Origin of the sequence: Acetivibrio cellulolyticus CD2, assembly GCF_000179595.2 — a bacterium.
Classification (GTDB): Bacteria; Bacillota; Clostridia; order Acetivibrionales; family Acetivibrionaceae; genus Acetivibrio; species Acetivibrio cellulolyticus.
The window spans coordinates 39,662-61,933 of sequence record NZ_JH556655.1 but is presented as its reverse complement, the minus strand read 5'-3'; the positions used below and the strand labels follow the sequence as shown (position 1 = coordinate 61,933).

9 protein-coding genes and 2 riboswitches are annotated in these 22,272 nt (G+C 35.5%); of the genes, 8 read left to right on the top strand and 1 reads right to left on the bottom strand.

The features are described 5' to 3' along the window. Positions 1 to 18 precede the first annotated feature (18 nt). The 8 genes from ACECE_RS0211985 to ACECE_RS0211950 all read left to right on the top strand — a co-directional run bounded on the left by ACECE_RS0211985 (position 19) and on the right by ACECE_RS0211950 (position 20,752). Entirely contained in the window at positions 19 to 1,188 is a 1,170-nt protein-coding gene (locus tag ACECE_RS0211985) for a TolB-like translocation protein (protein ID WP_010247262.1), read from the top strand. 46 nt (positions 1,189 to 1,234) lie between these two features. Next, entirely contained in the window at positions 1,235 to 1,885 is a 651-nt protein-coding gene (locus tag ACECE_RS0211980; protein ID WP_010247259.1) for an HAD family hydrolase, read from the top strand. 163 nt (positions 1,886 to 2,048) lie between these two features. Then, positions 2,049 to 2,375 (top strand): hypothetical protein, encoded by a 327-nt coding sequence (locus tag ACECE_RS0211975; protein ID WP_026073813.1) that lies wholly within the window; start codon positions 2,049 to 2,051, stop codon positions 2,373 to 2,375. 67 nt (positions 2,376 to 2,442) lie between these two features. Further along, entirely contained in the window at positions 2,443 to 4,830 is a 2,388-nt protein-coding gene (gene secA2, locus ACECE_RS0211970) for an accessory Sec system translocase SecA2 (protein WP_010247252.1), read from the top strand. A 961-nt stretch (positions 4,831 to 5,791) separates the two neighbouring features. After that, positions 5,792 to 11,539: a cohesin domain-containing protein gene (locus tag ACECE_RS0211965; protein ID WP_010247249.1), complete on the top strand. Its 5,748-nt coding sequence runs from the start codon at positions 5,792 to 5,794 to the stop codon at positions 11,537 to 11,539. Between the two features lie 152 nt (positions 11,540 to 11,691). Beyond that, positions 11,692 to 14,547 (top strand): cohesin domain-containing protein, encoded by a 2,856-nt coding sequence (locus tag ACECE_RS0211960; RefSeq protein ID WP_268871014.1) that lies wholly within the window; start codon positions 11,692 to 11,694, stop codon positions 14,545 to 14,547. A gap of 105 nt (positions 14,548 to 14,652) precedes the next feature. Further along, positions 14,653 to 17,721: a cohesin domain-containing protein gene (locus tag ACECE_RS31115; RefSeq protein WP_162862538.1), complete on the top strand. Its 3,069-nt coding sequence runs from the start codon at positions 14,653 to 14,655 to the stop codon at positions 17,719 to 17,721. A 472-nt stretch (positions 17,722 to 18,193) separates the two neighbouring features. Beyond that, complete coding sequence (locus ACECE_RS0211950; protein ID WP_010247240.1) at positions 18,194 to 20,752, top strand: cohesin domain-containing protein; 2,559 nt, start codon at positions 18,194 to 18,196, stop codon at positions 20,750 to 20,752. Positions 20,753 to 20,886: 134 nt separating this feature from the next. On the opposite strand, the gene ACECE_RS0211945 is transcribed toward ACECE_RS0211950, so the two are convergent. Next, on the bottom strand, positions 20,887 to 21,729 hold the full coding sequence (locus ACECE_RS0211945; protein WP_010247235.1) for a transglutaminase-like domain-containing protein: 843 nt from the start codon (positions 21,727 to 21,729) through the stop codon (positions 20,887 to 20,889). A gap of 16 nt (positions 21,730 to 21,745) precedes the next feature. Next, a riboswitch (cyclic di-GMP riboswitch) is annotated at positions 21,746 to 21,831 on the bottom strand. An 88-nt stretch (positions 21,832 to 21,919) separates the two neighbouring features. Beyond that, positions 21,920 to 22,004: riboswitch (cyclic di-GMP riboswitch) on the bottom strand. Positions 22,005 to 22,272: the final 268 nt, after the last annotated feature.

Here is a 22,272-nt window from a genome sequence, read left to right as displayed (position 1 = left end):
AATATGGGGGTTTATTAAGTGAGTGAAAGAATTGTTATTGCATCGAAAAACCAGATTCTATATTATAATGATTCAAAGCTTTCATACTTAAATAGTCAGTATCTAAAAAACTATAAAAAAAATATTGATGAAATTAGCAAAAAATACGAATGGAAAACCCAGGGAATTAATGCAATGTTTTTAGGAGCAGGACATTCTCCTGTAAATGTAAATGCAGTTGAGCAGGCAATAGTAAATGGTATTGGAACACTTGAAAGTGACGATAAGATTATTTACTCGGTGGAAGTAGAAAATAATTCGGGTATATTTATTAAATACCTTAATGATGACAAAGAAATGGAGCACCATGTTATTCATGATGCAAAAGCCGGGTTTTACAATCTTGATTACAACCGTACTACAGGTGAAGTAGCAGTTGCTGTACAACAATCTCCAACAGAGCGGAATATTGCAATACTGGATATAAAAACATCGAGATACAGCGTAATTACAGAAGGTGATTCTATTGATAATAACCCAGTATGGGGAAAAGCTAATCCTGAAATCATTTACTTTGATTCGACAGGGGTTGGAAGAAATGGGCAGGGGATGGTAATAGGTTTTAGTTCGAAGGTTATAAACCGGCTGAATACTCAAACCGGAGAATTATGTGAGTTAATTTCATTTGACGGGCATGATTGTTTTCAACCAAAAGTTGATGGTAAGGATAATGTATATTTTATTAAGCGCCCGTATCAATCTCCATTTAGTAAGTCTATTTCGATAAAGGATATTATTTTTATACCTTTCAAGATATTAAAGGCAATATTTAAGTGGATTGAATTCTTTACCATAAAACATACGGGAGAGCCACTTGTAACAGGAGGCTCAAATCCTGCAAAATCAAAAGAGCTGGATCAGCAACAAATTATTATAAATGGTAATATTATTAATGCAGAAAAGATAATGAAAGAAAATAGCGCAAGAGGAGAAAAATACCCAGGTATTGCACCAAAGGAATGGGAGCTTTTGAAAATGGACAGAAGTGGTAGTTTAAGTTGCATTAAAAAGGGTGTAATGGGCTATGATGTTGATAGTGAAGGTAATATTGTTTATTCAAATGGTAAGTATATAATAAGAATACTTGAAGATGGGAAGGAAGAAGTAGTTGAAAAAATCGATATGGTTGATAAAATGTTAATTATATAAAGAACGCAGTATCTTTGGAAAAAGTATACAAATAGAAGGGGCTAATATGAAGGCAATTATTTTTGATATGGACGGTCTGATGATTGATACAGAGACTTTATACTATGAAACGGACAGAGAAATAGCACAATCTTTTGGAAAAGTAGTAAGTGACGAAACATTGTGGAAAATGATGGGCAGAAAGCCTATGGACTCATATAGAATATATTGTGATGATCTAGGCTTGGATATGCCTATTGAAGGACTACTAAAAATACGATATGATTCTGTCGAAAAGAAAATGTTGAATGACATTAAGCCGATGCCAGGACTCTTAAGTATTCTCGGTGAGTTTAGAGGAAAACTAAAGTTGGCAATAGCAACAGGCTCTCCTAATAAATTCATGGAGTTAGCTTTAAACAAATTAAGTTTGAATCAATATTTTGATGTTACACAGCCATCTGATGAAATTAAAAATGGTAAGCCACACCCTGAGATTTATCTAAAAGTCATAGAGAAGCTGAACCTTAATCCGGAGGATTGTATAGTTATTGAGGATTCAAGCAATGGGGCGCGTGCGGGGAAAAGTGCGGGATGTTATACGATTGCCGTCCCATCAGAATATACATATATGCAGGATTTTAGTTTTGTTAATTATGTTGCAAGCGACCTTGATAAGGCAAAAGAGCATATAAAGGGATTATTATCTTCAACATAACTAAAATATATTTTTATCATAGAATTAATAGTTAGGGCTGTATCGAAAAAATTTGAATGATATGGTTTAGCATGATATAATTATTTTGATGGTGAAATTTAACAATTGAGTTAAGTGCTAATAAAACCGAAAATATTTTAAAACTAATGAAAGGAGCTTTATAATGATGCAGTGTATCACTTTGATCATAATGTCTGTTTCAATCTGCTTGTTAGGAGCCCTTTCACTTTACTGTTTTGCTAATGTTGCGCTGAGGATAGGGAAGAATCTGCCTGGCGATTTGAAGTGGGTGCTTGAAAAGGCAGCTTCATTAGATGCCTTTATAGTATTTGTAGTTACCATACTTATAATATCTCATAGTTTAGCAAGTTCAGCTAATCAAATATCCAATCATATCATATTGTCTTTGGATATACTGTTTTTCTTGAATTCTTTAATTCTGATACTCTTCCATACAATAAAACAAATGAGATTTGCTCCGGGTAAATGATTTGCTATTTTAGCGACTAGAAAATGGTTGTGTTAAATTTACGTATATTTACCAGGAGGGAATTTTTATGTTCAAAAAGCTCTTAGATTTAAAGAAAAAGTATAATATGCTTAAAAATGATAATATTGAATATAATGTAGAAAAGTATTATGATGCGTTGGAAAAAATAAATGGTTACAAGCTTGAATTAATGGAAGATGAACAGCTTAGAAGCAAGTCACTCGAACTTAGAGTTAAGTTGGCAAACGGAAAAAGTATGGATAGTATAATGCCTGAAGCATATGCTTTGGCAAGAGAAGCATCTGCGCGGGTCTTAGGAATGCGTCATTATGATGTTCAAGTAATTGCAGGAATAGCAATGAATCAAGGCAAACTTGTTGAAATGCAAACTGGAGAAGGAAAGACTCTAGCAGCAGTTTTGCCGGCTTACCTGAATGCAATAAAAGGGCAAGGAGTTCATATACTTACATTTAATGACTACCTTGCAGAGAGAGATGCTGGATGGATGGGACCTGTGTTTAGGTTCCTTGGGCTATCTGTGGGCTATATAGTTGAAGGAATGAGTATTAATGAAAGAAAAAGGGCATATGATTCCGATGTCACCTATGTTACGGCTAAAGAGGCAGGATTTGATTATCTTAGGAGTTTTCTTATCATAAATAAAGATGATATAATTCAAAGACCTTTCAACTATGCAATAGTAGATGAAGCGGATTCTATTCTTATAGATGAAGCAAGAATTCCACTGGTTATTGCTGGAGGAGTTCAAGAGAATGAGATTAGCCTTAAGCAAATAAATGACCTGATTAATGAGTTAAAACGTATTGTTCATTATAATACAGATGAATATAAGAGAAATGTATTTCTGACTGATGAAGGTATGGAATATATTGAAAGTGCTTTAGGGTTGCAAGATCTTTTTGATGAAAGAAATGTTGGGTTGATAACCAAGATAAATAATGCGCTTCATGCTCATGTGCTTTTGAAATGTAATGTCGATTACATTATTAAAAATAGTAAAATTGAGCTGATTGATGAATTTACCGGGCGGATCGCAGAAAATAGAAGATGGCCTTATGGTTTGCAGGAAGCAATTGAAGTAAAAGAAGGATTTTTGCCTGAGTCTAAAGGTCAGATTATGGCGTCAATCACGCTTCAGAATTTTATAAGACTATATCCAAAGATAAGTGGAATGACGGGAACTGCCTTGTCTGCAGCGGATGAGCTTAAAGAATTCTATGACCTTAACGTAGTTTTACTTCCTACAAATAGGGAAAATATAAGGATTGATCTTCCTGATATAATATTTACTCATTTAGAAGCAAAATATAAAGCCTTAATTGAAGAAATATCAAAAGTTCACAAGACTGGACGTCCAATCCTTATAGGCACATCGAGTGTTGAAGAGTCAGAATACCTTGCTTTATCTTTGAGAGATGGTGGAATAGAATGCCGAGTACTCAATGCGAAGAATGATGCAATGGAAGCTAAAATAGTTTCAAAAGCTGGATCGATTGGAGCTGTGACTGTTTCTACAAATATGGCAGGCAGAGGTACTGATATTAAACTTGGCGGTGAAAATCAGGAGGAAAGGGAGAAAGTTGTAGAACTAGGAGGTTTGTATGTTATAGGAACCAATCGGCATGAGAGTTTAAGAATAGATTTTCAATTAAGGGGAAGAGCAGGTAGGCAAGGAGACCCTGGATCAACACAATTTTTTATCAGTATGGAAGATAGCTTGATGGTGAAGTATAATCTTAGTGAGCTTATTCCCAAAAAGCATATGCCGAAGACGCAGATAGAACCAATTAACAACCAAGCTCTTGTAAAGATAATTGCACATGCTCAGAGAATTATAGAGGGCCAAAACTTTGAGATACGAAAAAACTTAGTAAAGTATTCATTGCTATTGGAAGATCAGAGGAGAATTATATATAATCTCAGGAGGGATGCTTTATTTGACTTGCTCCAACTTCAATTATTTAAAACCAGACTGAAAGAGCTATATAACAAACTTTTGCCGCAAGTTGGTGAAGAAGCGTTGGTAAAGGCCGAAAAGCAAGTTACATTGTATTATATAAATAAGAGTTGGGCAGAATATTTGGATTATATATCTTATTTAAAAGAGAGCATTCATCTGGTTAATGTCGGCAATAAGCAGCCAATACATGAGTTTAATAGAACTATTATAGAAGCTTTCGATAATTTTACCAATGATTTGAAAGATGAGATAACAAGTACTCTAAAAGCTGTTAATATATCAAAAGAAGGAATTGATATGGATAAGGAAGGATTAAAAGCTCCAACTTCAACATGGACATATCTGATTAACGATAGTGCAGAGCAGGTTGGTATTTTACCTCTCTGTTCCAATGCAGGTGTTGCTGCATTAAATTTCCCTCTACTTTTGGTGTATGGAATATTTAATCGATTTTATGCAAAAGTAAAAAGATAATGTGTTCAAACAGAATTGTGAAGTAGGAAATGTTATGTTATAATCAAAATAACCGCCTTATAATATTACAAGGTCGGATTGTAATATTGTAAGGCGTAGTTTTTGGGGGAGGAGTAATATTAAAAATATTAGTAAACAGTAATGAGAATGGAACAAAGCCACTATTAGACTCTATTAGAAAAAAAATAAGCTTTTTGTGAATTTGTTAAATTTTAACCCCCCAAAATTTCGAGTTATTTCGTATTACTATTATAGAATAATTAATAGGAAAGGTTGAACAGTCGAACTTAGTTAGATTAAAAAAATGATTTTACTCTTTGGCAAAGTAGTTCTTGAAAGATTAAAAGTTTTAATATATAATAAAGTTAAGCTCATAATAAAAAATTATTTAAATATATATAAGTAGATGTATTAGGGAGTAAAGAGGTCACAATAATCCTAACAACCTTACTAATTCAAGTCCAATTCTATTCCAGATGAGGTTTAATTTCTTTTTAACTTCTTCCTCTAAATACCCTAATACAGCAAAAGTTAAAATATTATTATTTTATAATATATAATACATATAAGTTTATTTAAGGAGGAATTTGTGAGGAAAAAGAATAATCTGGTCTGTTTTATTTTCAGAGAATTTTAAATTGTTTAGAATGGATTATACTAGAGAAATAATTTGTAGTTTATTTATTAATCTCGCTGTAGCATTTATTATTATCGTACATATTTCGTAGTGTTGTTGTAATGTTTTCAATATTCTTTCTACCAAAATATTTTTCTTACTACTTCAAATCTATTTCTATTTTTATTCCAAGTGTTCTCTGGTAGCATATTTGTTTCGTACAAGTTTTTACTTATTACATGAGAGACAATAACTAACATGTATATTAGGTATCTGTTTTTTTGGGTACCTTAAAGATCTTTAAATAGATCATATAAAAATAAAATTTTTGGGAGGAATGGTTAAATGAAAAAGGTTATCAGTATGATTGTAGCTATCGCTATGCTTGTTACCATGTTTTCAACAGTAGTTAACCTTGGAACAGCATCTGCGGCAACACAAGATTACGACAAAGCGCTTGATTACGCAATTCAATTTTTTGACGCTAACAAGTGCGGTCCAGACGCAGCAAGTGACAATGTGTTCAGTTGGAGAGGCGCGTGCCACACTTCTGACAAAGGTCCTAGTGGAGAAGATCTCACAGGCGGTTACCATGACGCAGGTGACCATGTGAAATTTGGTTTACCTCAGGCATACTCAGCATCTATGCTGGGATGGGCATTATATGAATACGGAAATGTTATGGATAGCACAGGAAATAAAACTAAAATTTTATCCACTTTGAAGTATTTTTCAGATTATTTATTAAAATGCCATCCAAGTGCAAACATTTTCTATCATCAGGTAGGAGAGGGTGGACCAGACCACAGCTATTGGGGAGCACCAGAAAAACAGACAGGTACAAGATCAACTAAAGTTGTTGATTCAAATACAGCTGGAACTGATGTAGCTGGTGAAGCTTCAGCAGCACTTGCTATTATGTACCTTAATTACAAGGATATTGACGCTACATATGCAAACAAATGTTTAGCAGCTTCTAAGACACTTTTAGCTTTAGCAAAATCTAAGATAGGTGCTTACAATGAATCAGAATTTTATAAATCATATTGTATATATGATGACCTTGCATGGGCATCAATATGGTTATATATAGCTGGTGGTAGCACAGATTCTACATTATTAGCTGATGCTGAAAAGTATTCTGTAATGGATAAGCTTAATGGAGAATCTCCTTTGAAGCATGTATGGACTATGTGTTGGGATGATGTTTATCTTCCTGCTTTCATTAAATTAGCTCAGATGACAGGTAAAGCAACATATAAAGATGCTTTAGCATATTCTTTTAATTACTGGAAGAGTACTGTTACCACAACTCCAGGCGGTTTGAAGTGGTTGAACAACTGGGGAGCATTGAGATACGCTTCTGGTGAAGCAGCTCTTGCATTTATGTACAACAATCTTGTTGCGAAGGATGCAACTTTAGTATCTACTTATAAAGCTCAGATAGACTATGCTCTTGGAACAAATCCTTCAAATTATTCATATGTTATTGGTTATGGTTCTACATGGCCAAAGAGTCCACACCACAGAGCAGCTAATCCAGACAAGTCATCTAATGCTAAATATACATTAACAGGTGCATTGGTTGGAGGACCTAGCAACAGTGATTCTTATGTTGATGATGTTAATCAATACCAATATTCAGAAGTAGCTATTGATTATAATTCAAGTTTTGTACTTGCTTTGGCAAGTTACCTTGGCACAACAATGACTAGCACAACAACACCAACAAAGACTGCAACAGCGCCAACACCAACAAAGACAACATCAACTGGTACTGGATTCACAGTTAATGTTGATTCAGTTAATGGTAATGTTGGAGAGCAAATAGTAGTACCTGTAAGCTTTGCAAATGTTCCTTCAAACGGAGTAAGCACAGCAGACATGACAATCACTTATGACTCAAGCAAGCTCGAATATGTAAGTGGAGCAGCTGGAAGCATAGTTACAAATCCTACTGTAAACTTTGGAATAAACAAAGAAGCAGATGGCAAATTAAAAGTATTATTCCTTGACTATACAATGTCAACTGGATATATCAGCACAAACGGAGTATTCGCAAATGTTACATTTAAAGTGTTAAATAGTGCACCTACAACTGTTGGTATAACTGGTGCAACATTTGGAGACAAGAATCTTGGTAACATATCTGCAACAATAAATGCAGGATCAATAAATGGTGGAACAATATCAACACCAACTAAGACAACTGCAGTAACACCTACTAAGACAACTACTATAGTACCAACACCAACAAAGACAACATCAACTGGCACTGGATTCACAGTTAATGTTGATTCAGTTAATGGTAATGTTGGAGAGCAAATAGTAGTACCTGTAAGCTTTGCAAATGTTCCTTCAAACGGAATAAGCACAGCAGACATGACAATCACTTATGATTCAAGCAAGCTCGAATATGTAAGTGGAGATGCTGGAAGCATAGTTACAAATCCTACTGTAAACTTTGGAATAAACAAAGAAACAGATGGCAAATTGAAAGTATTATTCCTTGACTATACAATGTCAACTGGATATATCAGCACAAACGGAGTATTTGCAAAAGTTACATTTAAAGTATTAAATGCAGGTGGTTCATCTGTTGGCATAACTGGTGCAACATTTGGAGACAAGAATCTTGGTAGCGTATCTGCAACAATAAATGCAGGATCAATAAATGGTGGATCAATACCAACACCAACTAAGACAACTGCTGTAACACCAACTAAGACAACTGGTGTAACACCTACAAAGACACCAGTAATTGGTACTGGATTCACAGTTAGTGTTGATTCAGTTAATGGTAATGTTGGAGAGCAAATAGTAGTACCTGTAAGCTTTGCAAATATTCCTGCAAACGGAATAAGCACAGCAGACATGACAATCACTTATGATTCAAGCAAGCTCGAATATGTAAGTGGAGTACCTGGAAGCATAGTTACAAATCCTGATGTAAACTTTGGAATAAACAAAGAAACAGATGGCAAATTGAAAGTATTATTCCTTGACTATACAATGTCAACTGGATATATCAGCACAAGCGGAGTATTCACAAAAGTTACATTTAAAGTATTAAGCTCAGGCGGTTCAACTGTTGGCATAACTGGTGCAACATTTGGAGACAAGAATCTTGGTAACGTATCTGCAACAATAAATGCAGGATCAATAAATGGTGGTTCAATATCAACACCAACTAAGACACCTATAGTAACACCTACTAAGACAGCTACAGTACCAACACCAGGTAAGACTGCTGTATCTTCAAACTTGAAAGTTGAGTTCTTCAATGCAGGTACACAGGCTCAAAGTAATAGTATTTATCCTAAGTTCAGACTTACAAACACAGGTAGTAATGCAATCAATCTTGCAGACGTAAAATTACATTATTACTTTACAGTTGATGGAGATAAAGCACAGACATTCTGGTGTGACTGGTCTCCAGTAGGCAGCTCCAACGTAACTGGAACATTTGTAAAAATGAACCCAACAACTACTGGCGCAGATCAGTATCTTGAAATCGCATTCAGTAGTGCAGCTGGTACTCTTGCAGCTAATACTTCAATAGAAGTTCAGGGTAGATTTGCTAAGAGCGACTGGACAAATTACAATCAAGCAGATGACTACTCATTTAACTCAAGTGCAACAACTTATACATCATGGGATAAAGTAACTGCATATTCAGCAGAGGGCTTGATCTGGGGTATAGAACCTAATGGTACTGTAGTAACACCTACAACAGTAGTAACACCTACAAAAACAGCAACAGCAACACCAACAAAAACAGCAACAGCAACACCAACAAAAACATCAACACCAAATCCTAATGCTATGGCAGTAGCAGTTGGAGCAGTTCAAGGTGGAGTTGGTGAAACAGTAACAGTTCCTGTTACAATGACTAAAGTTCCTACAACAGGAGTTAGTACAGCTGATTTCACAGTTACTTATGATGCAACTAAGCTTGAATACGTAAGTGGAGCAGCTGGAAGTATAGTAACAAATCCTGATGTAAACTTTGGAATAAACAAAGAAGCAGATGGTAAAATAAAAGTATTGTTCCTTGACTATACAATGGCTACTGAATATATCAGTAAAGATGGAGTATTTGCAAACTTGACATTCAAGATTAAATCAACTGCAGCAGCTGGTACAACAGCAGCAGTAGGCATAGCTGGAACAGCAACATTTGGTGATAGTGCATTAAAACCAATAACAGCAGTTATAACAGATGGTAAAGTAGAGATCATAGATGGAAAAGCTATGAAAGTAGTTATAGCTAATGTAAGTGGTAATGCTGGTTCAGAAGTAGTAGTACCTGTTTCAATAGAAGGAGTATCTGCTAACGGTGTTAGTGCAGCTGATTTTACAATCACTTATGATGCAACTAAGCTTGATTATGTAAGTGGAGCAGCTGGAAGCATAGTTAAAAATCCTGATGTAAACTTTGGAATAAACAAAGAAGCAGACGGAAAATTGAAAGTATTATTCCTTGACTACACAATGGCTACTGAATACATCAGTGCAGACGGCATATTCGCAAACTTGACATTCAAGATCAAGTCAACTGCAGTTAATGGTGATGTAGCAGCAATCAGTAAGTCAGGTACAGCAACATTTGGAGATAAAAACTTAGGTCCTATAAGTGCAGTTATTAAAGATGGTTCTGTTACAGTAGGAAACGTAACGCCTACTAAGACTGCAACTGCAACACCTACAGTGACACCTACTAAGACTTCGACTGCAACTGCAACACCAACTGGTACACAAACTGGTTTCAATCTTTCAATAGATACTGTAGAAGGTAACCCAGGTTCATCTGTTGTAGTACCTGTTAAACTTTCAGGCATAAGCAAAAATGGAATTAGCACAGCTGATTTCACAGTTACTTATGATGCAACTAAGCTCGAATATATCAGTGGAGATGCTGGAAGCATAGTTACAAACCCTGGTGTAAACTTTGGAATAAATAAAGAATCAGACGGTAAATTAAAAGTATTGTTCCTTGATTACACAATGTCAACAGGTTATATCAGTACAGATGGAGTATTTGCTAATCTTAACTTCAACATCAAATCAAGTGCAGCAATAGGTTCAAAAGCAGAAGTAAGTATAAGCGGAACACCTACATTTGGTGATAGTACATTAACTCCAGTAGTAGCAAAAGTTACAAATGGAGCAGTTAATGTAGTTAAGAAAGATGATCCAAATGCTTTTAAAGTATCAATTGATACAGTAAAAGCGGCAACTGGTACACAAGTAGTGGTACCTGTATCATTTGTAAATGTACCTGCAACAGGAATCAGTACAACTGATATGACAATCACTTATGACGCAACTAAGCTTCAGTACGTAAGTGGAGATGCTGGAAGCATAGTTACAAATCCTGGCGTAAACTTTGGAATAAACAAAGAAGCAGATGGCAAATTGAAAGTATTGTTCCTTGACTATACAATGACTACTCAGTATATTAGCGAGGATGGAGTATTTGCAAACGTGACATTTAAAGTTATTGGTACTGATGGATTAGCAGCAGTAAATGCAGAAGATGCAACATTTGGTGATAGCTCATTATCTCCTGTAACTGCTTCAGTTGTAAACGGTGGAGTTAATATTGGTATAGTATCTGAAGGAACTACAGTTTCAGGCTATATTAACCCTGACTTTGTAACTACTTCTACTACAGCTCCAATAGTAAAAGCAGGATTTACAGTAGAAATAGTTGGAACAACTAAGTCAGCTGTAACAGATAGTAATGGATACTTCGAAATAAAAGATGTAGCAGCTGGAACATATACTGTAAAGATTACTAAAGCTAATTATCTCACTAGAGAAATAGCTAACGTTTCAGTAACTGCAGATAAAGAATTATCAACATCAGCTTCACCTATACTCATGTGGGCAGGTGACATGGCAATAGGCGGTACACAAGATGGCGCAATCAACTTGGAAGACATATTGGAAATCTGTAAAGCATTCAACACTTCATCTACTGATGCTAAGTATCAAGTAGGTCTAGACTTGAATAGAGATGGCGCAATAAGCTTGGAAGATGTAATGATAGTTGCTAAACACTTCAATAAAGTATCTTCAGACTATTAAAAACTGGTTAACACATACATATATGAGGAAGGGTACGTGTGTACCCTTCCTCATATCAAATAAAGGCTTATGTTAAGGTTTTCTATGTTTTGGAGATGCAGTTTAATCAATTCATAAAAGTATATCCTAAAAGAAATAGGGATGCTAAAGAAATGTTAAGAAGGGGAGAGGTATCATCGATGAAGGTTAATAGAATATTATCGTTTCTTCTAACTCTAATGTTAGTAATATACAGTCTATGTGGTAACCTAATAAACGCAGCTCCAACATCTAGTATAGAAATTGTACTAGATAAGACTACCGCATCAGTAGGAGAAATCGTTACCGCATCAATAAATATTAAAAATATCACCAACTTTTCAGGTTGTCAGTTAAATATGAAGTATGATCCAGCTGTATTACAACCAGTTACATCATCTGGTGTTGCATATACAAAGTCAACTATGCCAGGGGCTGGAACAATTCTTAATAGTGACTTTAATTTAAGACAAGTGGCCGACAATGACCTTGAAAAGGGTATTTTGAACTTTTCAAAGGCGTATGTAAGTCTTGATGATTATAGAACAGCTGCAGCTCCTGAACAGACAGGTACAGTTGCTGTAGTAAAATTTAAAGTTTTGAAGGAAGAAACTTCTTCAATCAGTTTTGAAGATACAACATCAGTTCCAAATGCAATAGACGGAACAGTTTTATTTGATTGGAATGGGGATAGAATACAATCTGGATATTCTGTGATCCAACCGGCAGTAATTAACTTAGATATGACTAAAGCAAGTTATATAACAATGGGTTATGATAAAAATGCAGCAGAGGTAGGAGAAATAATCAAGGCAACTGTAAAGATCAATAAAATAACAAATTTCTCAGGATATCAAGTAAACATAAAATATGACCCGACAGTTTTACAAGCTGTGAATCCAAAAACAGGAGTAGCTTATACAAACAGCTCATTGCCTACAAGTGGTGAATTGTTGGTAAGTGAGGATTATGGACCAATAGTTCAAGGAGTACACAAAATAAGTGAGGGTATACTAAATCTTAGTAGATCTTATACCGCATTAGAAGTTTACAGAGCTAGCGAATCTCCGGAAGAAACAGGAACATTAGCAGTAGTAGGCTTTAAGGTATTACAAAAAAAGGCAACTACGGTAGTATTTGAAGATTCAGAAACAATGCCAAATGGTATTACAGGTACAACATTATTTAACTGGTATGGAAATAGAATTCAATCAGGATATTTTGTAATTCAACCAGGAGAAATTAATTCTGCTCCAATTGCAACAGCAACACCAACAACAAAACCAACAGCATTTGCATCAACAATGCCAACAGTAACACTAACACCAACACCAACAGCAACAACAACAACAACAATACCTACAGCAGTACCAACAACAGAAAGTTATATAACAATGAATTTCGACAAGAATACTGCTGAAGTAGGACAAATAATCAAGGCAACTGTAAAGATTAATAAAATAACAAACTTTTCAGGATATCAAGTAAACATAAAATATGACCCGACAGTTTTACAAGCCGTGAACCCAAAAACAGGAGTAGCATATACAAACAGCTCATTGCCTACAAGTGGTGAATTGTTGGTAAATGAGGATTACGGACCAATAGTTCAAGGAGTACATAAAATAAGTGAGGGTATATTAAATCTTAGTAGGTCGTATACTGCACTAGATGTTTACAGAGCTAGCGAATCTCCAGAAGAAACAGGAACAGTAGCAGTAGTAGGCTTTAAGGCATTACAAAAAAAAGCAACTACTGTAGTATTTGAACATTCAGTAACAATGCCAAATGGTATTATCGGCACAACATTATTTAATTGGTATGGAAATAGGATTACTTCGGGATATTCTGTAATTCAACCAGGAGAAATTAATTCTGAGACGATAACTACACCTACACCAACAGCAACACCTACAATTATAGTAACACCTACACCAACAGCAACAGCAACACCTACAATCGTAGTAACGCCAACAGTAAAACCAACTCCAACATCTACAGGTGATAGCTATATTACTATTGATTTAGATAAAACTGATGTTTCAGTAGGCGATATTATAAAGGCATCGGTTAGAATAAATGATATAAGTAATTTCTCAGGATACCAAGTAAATATAAAATATGATACAACAGTATTACAAGCTGTCAATCCAAAAACTGGGGCAGAATATAAAAACGATTCATTGCCACTAGAGGGTGAGATACTTGCAAATCAGGATTATTCGCCATTTCCTACATGTGATAATATAATTAGCGAAGGTCTACTAAACTTCGGCAAATTATATACAGCACTAGACGTATATAAAGAAAGTAACCTTGCTGAAAAATCAGGAGTGGTTGCAGTAGTAGGGTTTAAAGTTATTAAGGCTAAAAACACTGCAATTACATTTGAAGATTGTGATTCAATGCCAAGTGGAATAACAGGAACTATGCTCTTCAACTGGGATGGTGAAATAATTAAATCTGGATATTCTATAATGCAGCCAGCAGCAATAACTGTTAGAAGTGTAACACCAACAGCCACAGCAACACCAACAGCAACACCAACAAAAACAGCAACACCAACACCAACACAAACAGCAACACCAACACCAACACAAACAGCAACACCAACAGCAACACAAACAGCAACTGCAACAGCAACAGCAACAGCAACAGCAACACCAACTGCAACAGCAACAGCAACACCAACTGCAACAGCAACACCAACTGCAACAGCAACTACAACACCAACTACAACACCAACTACAACACCAACGCCTAAATTTATATATGGTGATGTTGATGGTAATGGAAGTGTAAGAATTAATGATGCTGTCCTAATAAGAGACTATGTATTAGGAAAAATCAATGAATTCCCATATGAATATGGTATGCTTGCAGCAGATGTTGATGGTAATGGAAGTATAAAAATTAATGATGCTGTTCTAGTAAGAGACTACGTGTTAGGAAAGATATTTTTATTCCCTGTTGAAGAGAAAGAAGAATAATCTAGGCATGTAGTGTATTAGTTCACGTATGATTGTAAAGGAAGGAAATAGCATATGGTAAATAAAGGCAGGAAATGCTTATATAGCTTAAAAAGAATATCATGTTTGCTGATAATATTGTGCATTATCATTAGTACTGCTTCGATATCATTTGTACAGGCTGCAGAACAATTGCAGGTAGACATTGGAAAAGTTAGTGGAGAACCAGGCAGCATAGTGTCTGTACCAGTGACATTTAGTAATGTACCAGCAACAGGTATATATGCTTTAAGTTTTAGTGTGAATTTTGATAAAAGTATGTTGAGTGTAGTTAGTGTTGAACCAGGGTCTTTAATAGAAGACCCTAGTGACTTCAATCATTACTACAATAATGTGAATGGACTTGCATCAATGTCATTTGAAGCCCCAGTAGATGGTAGTAGAATGATTGATAATAATGGAGTATTTGCATCAATCAAATTTAAGATTTCTGAAACTGCACCAGTAGGAGAATCTTATGATATTACTACCAATTATTCAAGAACTTCCTTTTACTCAACAGGCACTGAAGAGATTGTAAATATTTTATGTAATAATGGTGCAATTAATGTTGGGGCAGATTTGAAGGCAGAAATAGGAAGTGTAAGTGGAAAGCCAGGCAGTGTTGTTAGCGTTCCGATAACGTTTAGTAATGTACCTAAATCGGGAATTTACGCGTTGAGTTTTAGGATTGGTTATGATAACACTAAAATTAGAGTAGTAGGCGTTGAATCTGGAAGTCTAGTTGAAAAGGCAGAAGATTTTAATATGTTTATTAACAATACATATAATTTTACTTCTATGACTTTTGAGGCACCTATTGATGGCTCTAGAATGATAAAAAGTGATGGAGTATTTGCACAAGTAAAATTCCAGATATCTGATACAGCTTTACAAGGCGAAACATACAAAATATCCCAAATAAGTTCTAATACTTCCTTTTATTCTACAGCAGTAACGGAAATTACTGATGTTATATATGCTGATGGAGCAATTAAAGTTGGATCTGATTTACAGGTTGACATTGGAAGTACTAGTGGAAAAGCAGGTAGTGTTGTTAGTGTACCTATAACATTTACTAATGTACCTAAATCAGGTATCTATGCTCTAAGTTTTAGAACAAATTTCGACCCACAAAAGGTAACTGTAGCAAGTATAGATGCTGGCTCACTGATTGAAAATGCTTCTGATTTTACTACTTATTATAATAATGAAAATGGTTTTGCATCAATGACGTTTGAAGCCCCAGTTGATAGAGCTAGAATCATAGATAGTGATGGTGTATTTGCAACCATTAACTTTAAAGTTAGTGATAGTGCCAAAGTAGGTGAACTTTACAATATTACTACTAATAGTGCATATACTTCATTCTATTATTCTGGAACTGATGAAATCAAAAATGTTGTTTACAATGATGGAAAAATTGAGGTAATTGCAAGTCCAACACCAACACAGAGTGCAACACCGACAGTAACACCAAGTGCGACTGCGACACCAACACAGAGTGCAACGCCGACAGTAACACCAAGTGCAACTGCGACGACAACACCAACACAGAGTGCAAAGCCGACAGTAACACCAAGTGCAACTGCGACACCAACACCAACACAGAGTGCAAAGCCGACAGTAACACCAAGTGCAACTGCGACACCAACACCGACACAGAGTGCAAAGCCGACAGTAACACCAAGTGCAACTGCGACACCAACACCAACACAGAGTGCAATGCCGACAGTAACACCAAGTGCAACTGCGACACCAACACCAACACAGAGTGCAATGCCAACAGAAACACCAAGTGCAACTGCAACACCAACACCAACACAGAGTGCAATGCCGACAGTAACACCAAGTGCAACTGCAACACCAACACCAACACAGAGTGCAATGCCGACAGTAACACCAAGTGCAACTGCGACACCAACACCAACACAGAGTGCAATGCCGACAGTAACACCAAGTGCAACTGCGACACCAACACCAACACAGAGTGCAAAGCCGACAGTAACACCAAGTGCAACTGCGACACCAACACCAACACAGAGTGCAATGCCGACAGTAACACCAAGTGCAACTGCGACACCAACACCAACACAGAGTGCAATGCCGACAGTAACACCAAGTGCAACTGCGACACCAACACCAACACAGAGTGCAATGCCGACAGTAACACCAAGTGCAACTGCGACACCAACACCAACAAAAAATGCAATGCCGACAGTAACACCAAGTGCAACTGCGACACCAACACCAACACAGAGTGCAATGCCGACAGTAACACCAGAAGTAACAACTAGTGCAACACCGACACCAACACCAACAGGAAGTGTAACACCAGGTGTAACAACTAGTACAACGCCAACGCCAACACAGACTGTTAAGCCTACAGCAACAACAGTTAATGAAGGTCCAGGTGTAATTCCAGGTGGAAATCCAGATGTAAATCCTAGTCCGATAACAACACCAACACCAAAACCAACAGCGACACCTACATCGGGTGCTGTAGTTGAACCTACATCTGAAGTTCCAGGTCCAGATGGACTTCCATTAAGTCATACAGCTTACTTGAAAGGCTATCCGAATGGTTTATTCTTGCCTGATAATAATATTACCAGGGCTGAGGCAGCAACTATTTTGGCTAAGTTATCAGGTGCGGATGTGACATATGTAAGCGATAAAGTAAGTTTCCCTGATGTTAAGGATACACATTGGGCATTATGGGCAATTAAGTATACTACTGATAAGGGATATTTTAAAGGTTATACTGACGGAACATTTAAACCTGATCAGAAAATAACAAGAGCTGAATTTGCAACAATAGTGTACCATTTCCTTGGCATTGAAGATACAAATATTACAAAATATAAGTTTGAAGATGTGAAAGGACATTGGGCTCAAGTATATATTGAAAAACTTACTGAACTCAAGTATATTAGTGGATATCCTAATGGTAATTTCGAGCCTCAGGCAAGTATTAAGCGTTGTGAAAGTGTAGCACTTTTAAATAGGGCACTTAAGAGAGGACCATTGTATGGTACAACGCAGAAATTCCCAGATGTTCCTACAACACATTGGGCGTTTAAAGATATAGCTGAGGGTGCATTAGACCACCAGTACATTATTGAAGGAACTTTAGAAAAGCTATATGTTAAATAGTATATAAGAAACTTAAGCTTCCTTACCTTTTCTAAGAGGTAAGGAAGTTTTTTGTTACTTGAATATGGAACAGTTTTGATATATAATAACATTATAAGGAAATATTATATAGGTTATTAATGGGGGAGTTTTAAGATTAGAGATAAATCATTATTTGATGGGGTGTAGTTCTTAATTATATTTGTATTTCTTTACGTAGTAATCGGCCTACCATATCATTAAAATGTTGCTATACCTATTCTTGATTTATAGGTCCTATCTGAAAAAACTCAGTATTGATCCCTTGAAAGGCTAAATAGATTACAAATTTGAAACTATGGTATTATGGAGAACGAGCAGAATTTTTGATTGGTTTACATGCTATTTGGCAATCAAATAAGCAAAGTTGACTATCTATTCTTATTGCTTGTCATCTCTAAATATAGTACCTTAATAAATATTCAATTTTTTATCTTTGTGGGAGGAATGTATAATGAAAAAAGCAATTAGTGTAGCTACCATTTTTCTATTGTTGACAACAATGTACTTTCAAATGTTTTTGCAGGTAAATGCAAGCGATGAGTCTTATATAACAATGGATCTTAATAAAACATCCATAGAGCTAGATGATATAATAACCGCGACAATTAAGATAAGTAATATTCAAAAATTCGCTGGATATCAAGTTAATATTAAATTCGATCCAGAAGTACTTCAGGCTGTAAATCCCATATCAGGTAAAGAATATCAGAGTTCTACAATGCCACTACCAGGTGATTTGTTAAATAATTCTGATTTCTTAAGTTTTTCTAAAGCAGTAAATAATTTAGATAATGGAGAACTTAACATCTGTAAATCATATATAACCCTTGAAGCCTATAAGAATAGCGGGACGGAAGAGAGTACTGGTTCTATTGCCATTATAGGCTTTAAAGTTTTGCAGGAAAAGGACACTACTATTTCCTTTGCCGATTGTACTACTATGCCCAATGGTATAACGGGTACTATATTATTTGACTGGGATGGAAGTAGGATAGCCTCCGGGTATGAAATAAAACAACCTTCAGATATTAAGGTTAAAGTACCTCCAACACCTACAGAAACAAAAGTAGTTACACCTACAATAACCAAAACAGCGACACCTACAGCAACAGCAACACCAACACCAACAGCAACAGCAACACCTACAGTAACGAAGACAGCGATACCTACAGTAACGAAAACAGCAACACCAACAGCAACACCAACAGCAACACCAACAGCAACAGCAACACCAACTACAACTAACAGTTACATATCAATAAAGTTAGATAAGACGTCAGTTGTTGTTGGAGATATAATTAAGGCATCTATACAGATAAACAATATTAATAATTTTGCAGGATATCAGGTTAATATAAAATATGACCCGACAATTTTGCAGGCTGTAAACTTTAATACGAAAAGTCCTTTTAAAATTAGCACACTTCCATTAGATGGTAGTATATTGCTTAATTCTAATTATAGTCCTTTTGCATACGCTGATAATCATGTTGACAAAGGAATTCTCAATTTCAGTAAGGCTTATTTGGGACTTGAAGGATACAGGACAGGTGGGGTGGCTGAAACGTCAGGGGTTTTAGGGGTTGTTGGGTTTAAAGTATTAAAAGAGGGTACTACAACTGTTAAGTTTGAAAATGCAGATAGCATTTCAAATGGAATAAGTGGTACTCTGCTTAGTGACTGGTACGGAAATCGCATATACTCTGGGTATTCTGTTAATCAACCAAGTAGTATTAAAGTTGTATCTGCTTCAGCAACACCTACACCAACCAAAACTATAACACCTACACCAACCAAAACTATAACACCTACACCAACCAAAACTATAACACCAACTGTAACACCAAATGGATTCCAAGTAAAAATTGGTTCGTATGTAGCAAACTATGGTGATGAAGTAACGGTGCCTGTGAAATATGTAAACGTACCTGCTAAAGGAATCAGTACAACGGACATGACAATTATATATGATAAAAATATGCTCAAATATTTAAGTGGAGAAGTTGGAAGCATAGTTTCAAATCCTAATACAAACTTTGGAATAAATAAAGAAGCAGATGGTAAGTTAAAGGTATTGTTCCTTGACTATACAATGAGTGATGGCTATATTAGTTCTGATGGAGTGTTTGTAAAGCTCAAATTTAAAGTAATAAGTTCTGCAAGGACATCTACTAGTATAACAGTAAATGATGCATCCTTTGGAGATAAAGATCTGAAAAGTGTACGTGCAACATTATATTCTGGGACTCTTACTTTAAATAGTGGAGTGACTGTAACTCCAACAAGTACTGTAACTCCAACAAGTACTGTAACTCCAACAAAGACTACGTCAGTAAAAACAACACCAAACAGTGGTACTGTTGTAGAACCTACTGAGGATATACCTGCTGGTGTTAAAACTGGAGAACATAAATCATATCTTAAGGGATATACTGACAATTGTTTTAGACCAAAGAAGGAGATAACAAGGGCAGAAGCTGCAGTTATAATTGCAAAATTCGTTGATGTAGGTAGCTCAGCAAATTCTAATAATGTTAATTTCCCAGATGTCACCAATAAACATTGGGCAAAAGAGTCTATTGAACTTGTTACTAAGGTTGGATTGTTTAAAGGATATCCTGATGGTAGTTTTAAGCCCGATCAGACAATAAAAAGAGGTGAATTTGCAGCTGTTATTTACAACTTGCTTGATCTTGATGCAAGTACAGGCTTGAGTAATAATTTTACCGATATAGATGACCATTGGGCAAAAAGCTTTATACTAAAGCTTGCTAATTTACGATATATCAATGGTTATTCCGATGGGACTTTTAAGCCAGATAATAAAATTAAACGCGATGAGTGTGTCGTTTTGGTTAATAGGGCTTTAAATAGAGGGCCACTGAATGGTGCAACATTAGATTTCACTGATGTACCTAAAAACTATTGGGCATTTAAAGATATTGCAGAAGGATCTTTAGATCATAAGTATTATATAAATTCAGATGAGGAAGAAGTTATTATAAAATAATTTGGGTATATAAGCTAAATTGATATTGATACAACAACGTAATATTAATAGTTAATAATGAAATAGAAAAGCTGCCCTAAAGTATATAAATAGTTACTTTTGGGGCAGCTTTTCTATTTGCTATCATTAATTTATTAGTATTCAGAAATCTTTTCATGGTCTGTATAAAAGTCGCTATTATCAAAATAATTTGTGTTGAGACTATGTGCGAAGGTTGTATCTACATTAACCCAGCGATTTTCTTCAGGGATATATATTTCATTCCAGGCATGGAGTTCCTTTCGATAGGGATTAACAAAGTTTCCTTTTATAACTTTTACCTGTAGTCCAACTGCTCTTCCTAGAGCGGCTACTAGTGTAGAATAATCATAACATACGCCAGTTTTAGTTTTTAGGGTTATCACGGCGCCATAGTCATTATCAAAATTTTTATTGATTTGCCTTAAATACTTATCATAATCATATTCAATGTTTTTTGCTACCCAATTGTATATTGATAATGCTTTATCTTTTTCGGTTGTTGAATATTGTGTAATACTTTTGGCAAGTGCAATGATTTCTTCATTATTACTTTCAACATGTTTGGTTGGAACCAAAAATCGATTAACATCTATTGTGTTTTCAACTTCTAAAGTAGGTCCATAAGAGTAGGTTCTATCGTATTCATGAACAACGACGGAAATTTTATACTTTCCTTTACCATCGATAAGCCATATTTCTTCTTTATATTTCCCTTTGGTTAGTGATACATCATACCAAGTTGACGTGTCGTCCTTCGAAACAATGATTTTGATTTTGCTTTTATAAGTATTGCCGGTAAGAACAACTTTGCCTTCAACTGATGTAGGAAGCGTTTCGAGTACTACACCATTAGAGACAATTAAATGGGTTTGAGTGTCACCAAAAGCTTGTACGGAATTCAGACAAATAGTGATGACAATACTAATTAGTAGTAAGTATCTTAGGCTTTTTTTCATAATTATTCCTCCCTTATTCGGTAACTCAGCCATCATAGTAATGAAACCCGTAGACCTGTAGTTTTGCGTCCTCAATTTTCATTGAGTTTGCCATTTTCGAAAGGGTTATAAGGTTAAGAAACAGAACAACTAAAAAAGCCCTTATTGGGATTACCAATAAGAGCACTTAAGAGTTCTAGTCTCTTAAACACTTGGCAACCCGGCTGTCGTAGTCAAGCGACCGTAGACCCGTAGTTTTGCGTCTCTATCTTTCGATAGATTTGCCTTTTACAAATGATTGCAAATTAAATTGTTCTTAATACTATTATACTATAAAACCAAACATAATTCAATGCTTTAAAAAAATTACATGCTTGAGTTGAATGAATAAATCCAGTGCTTTTCAGAATAGACATTTTTTTAAATGTATGATTTCCAAGATAAGTATGCACTAGAAAAAGTTCAATAAAGAACAAACTTTGCATATTTGTATCTACATATATAATTATATAATTTTTAAAGTTGATTATATATAGTAAATTAGTTTCATTTTCTGTGATTCAA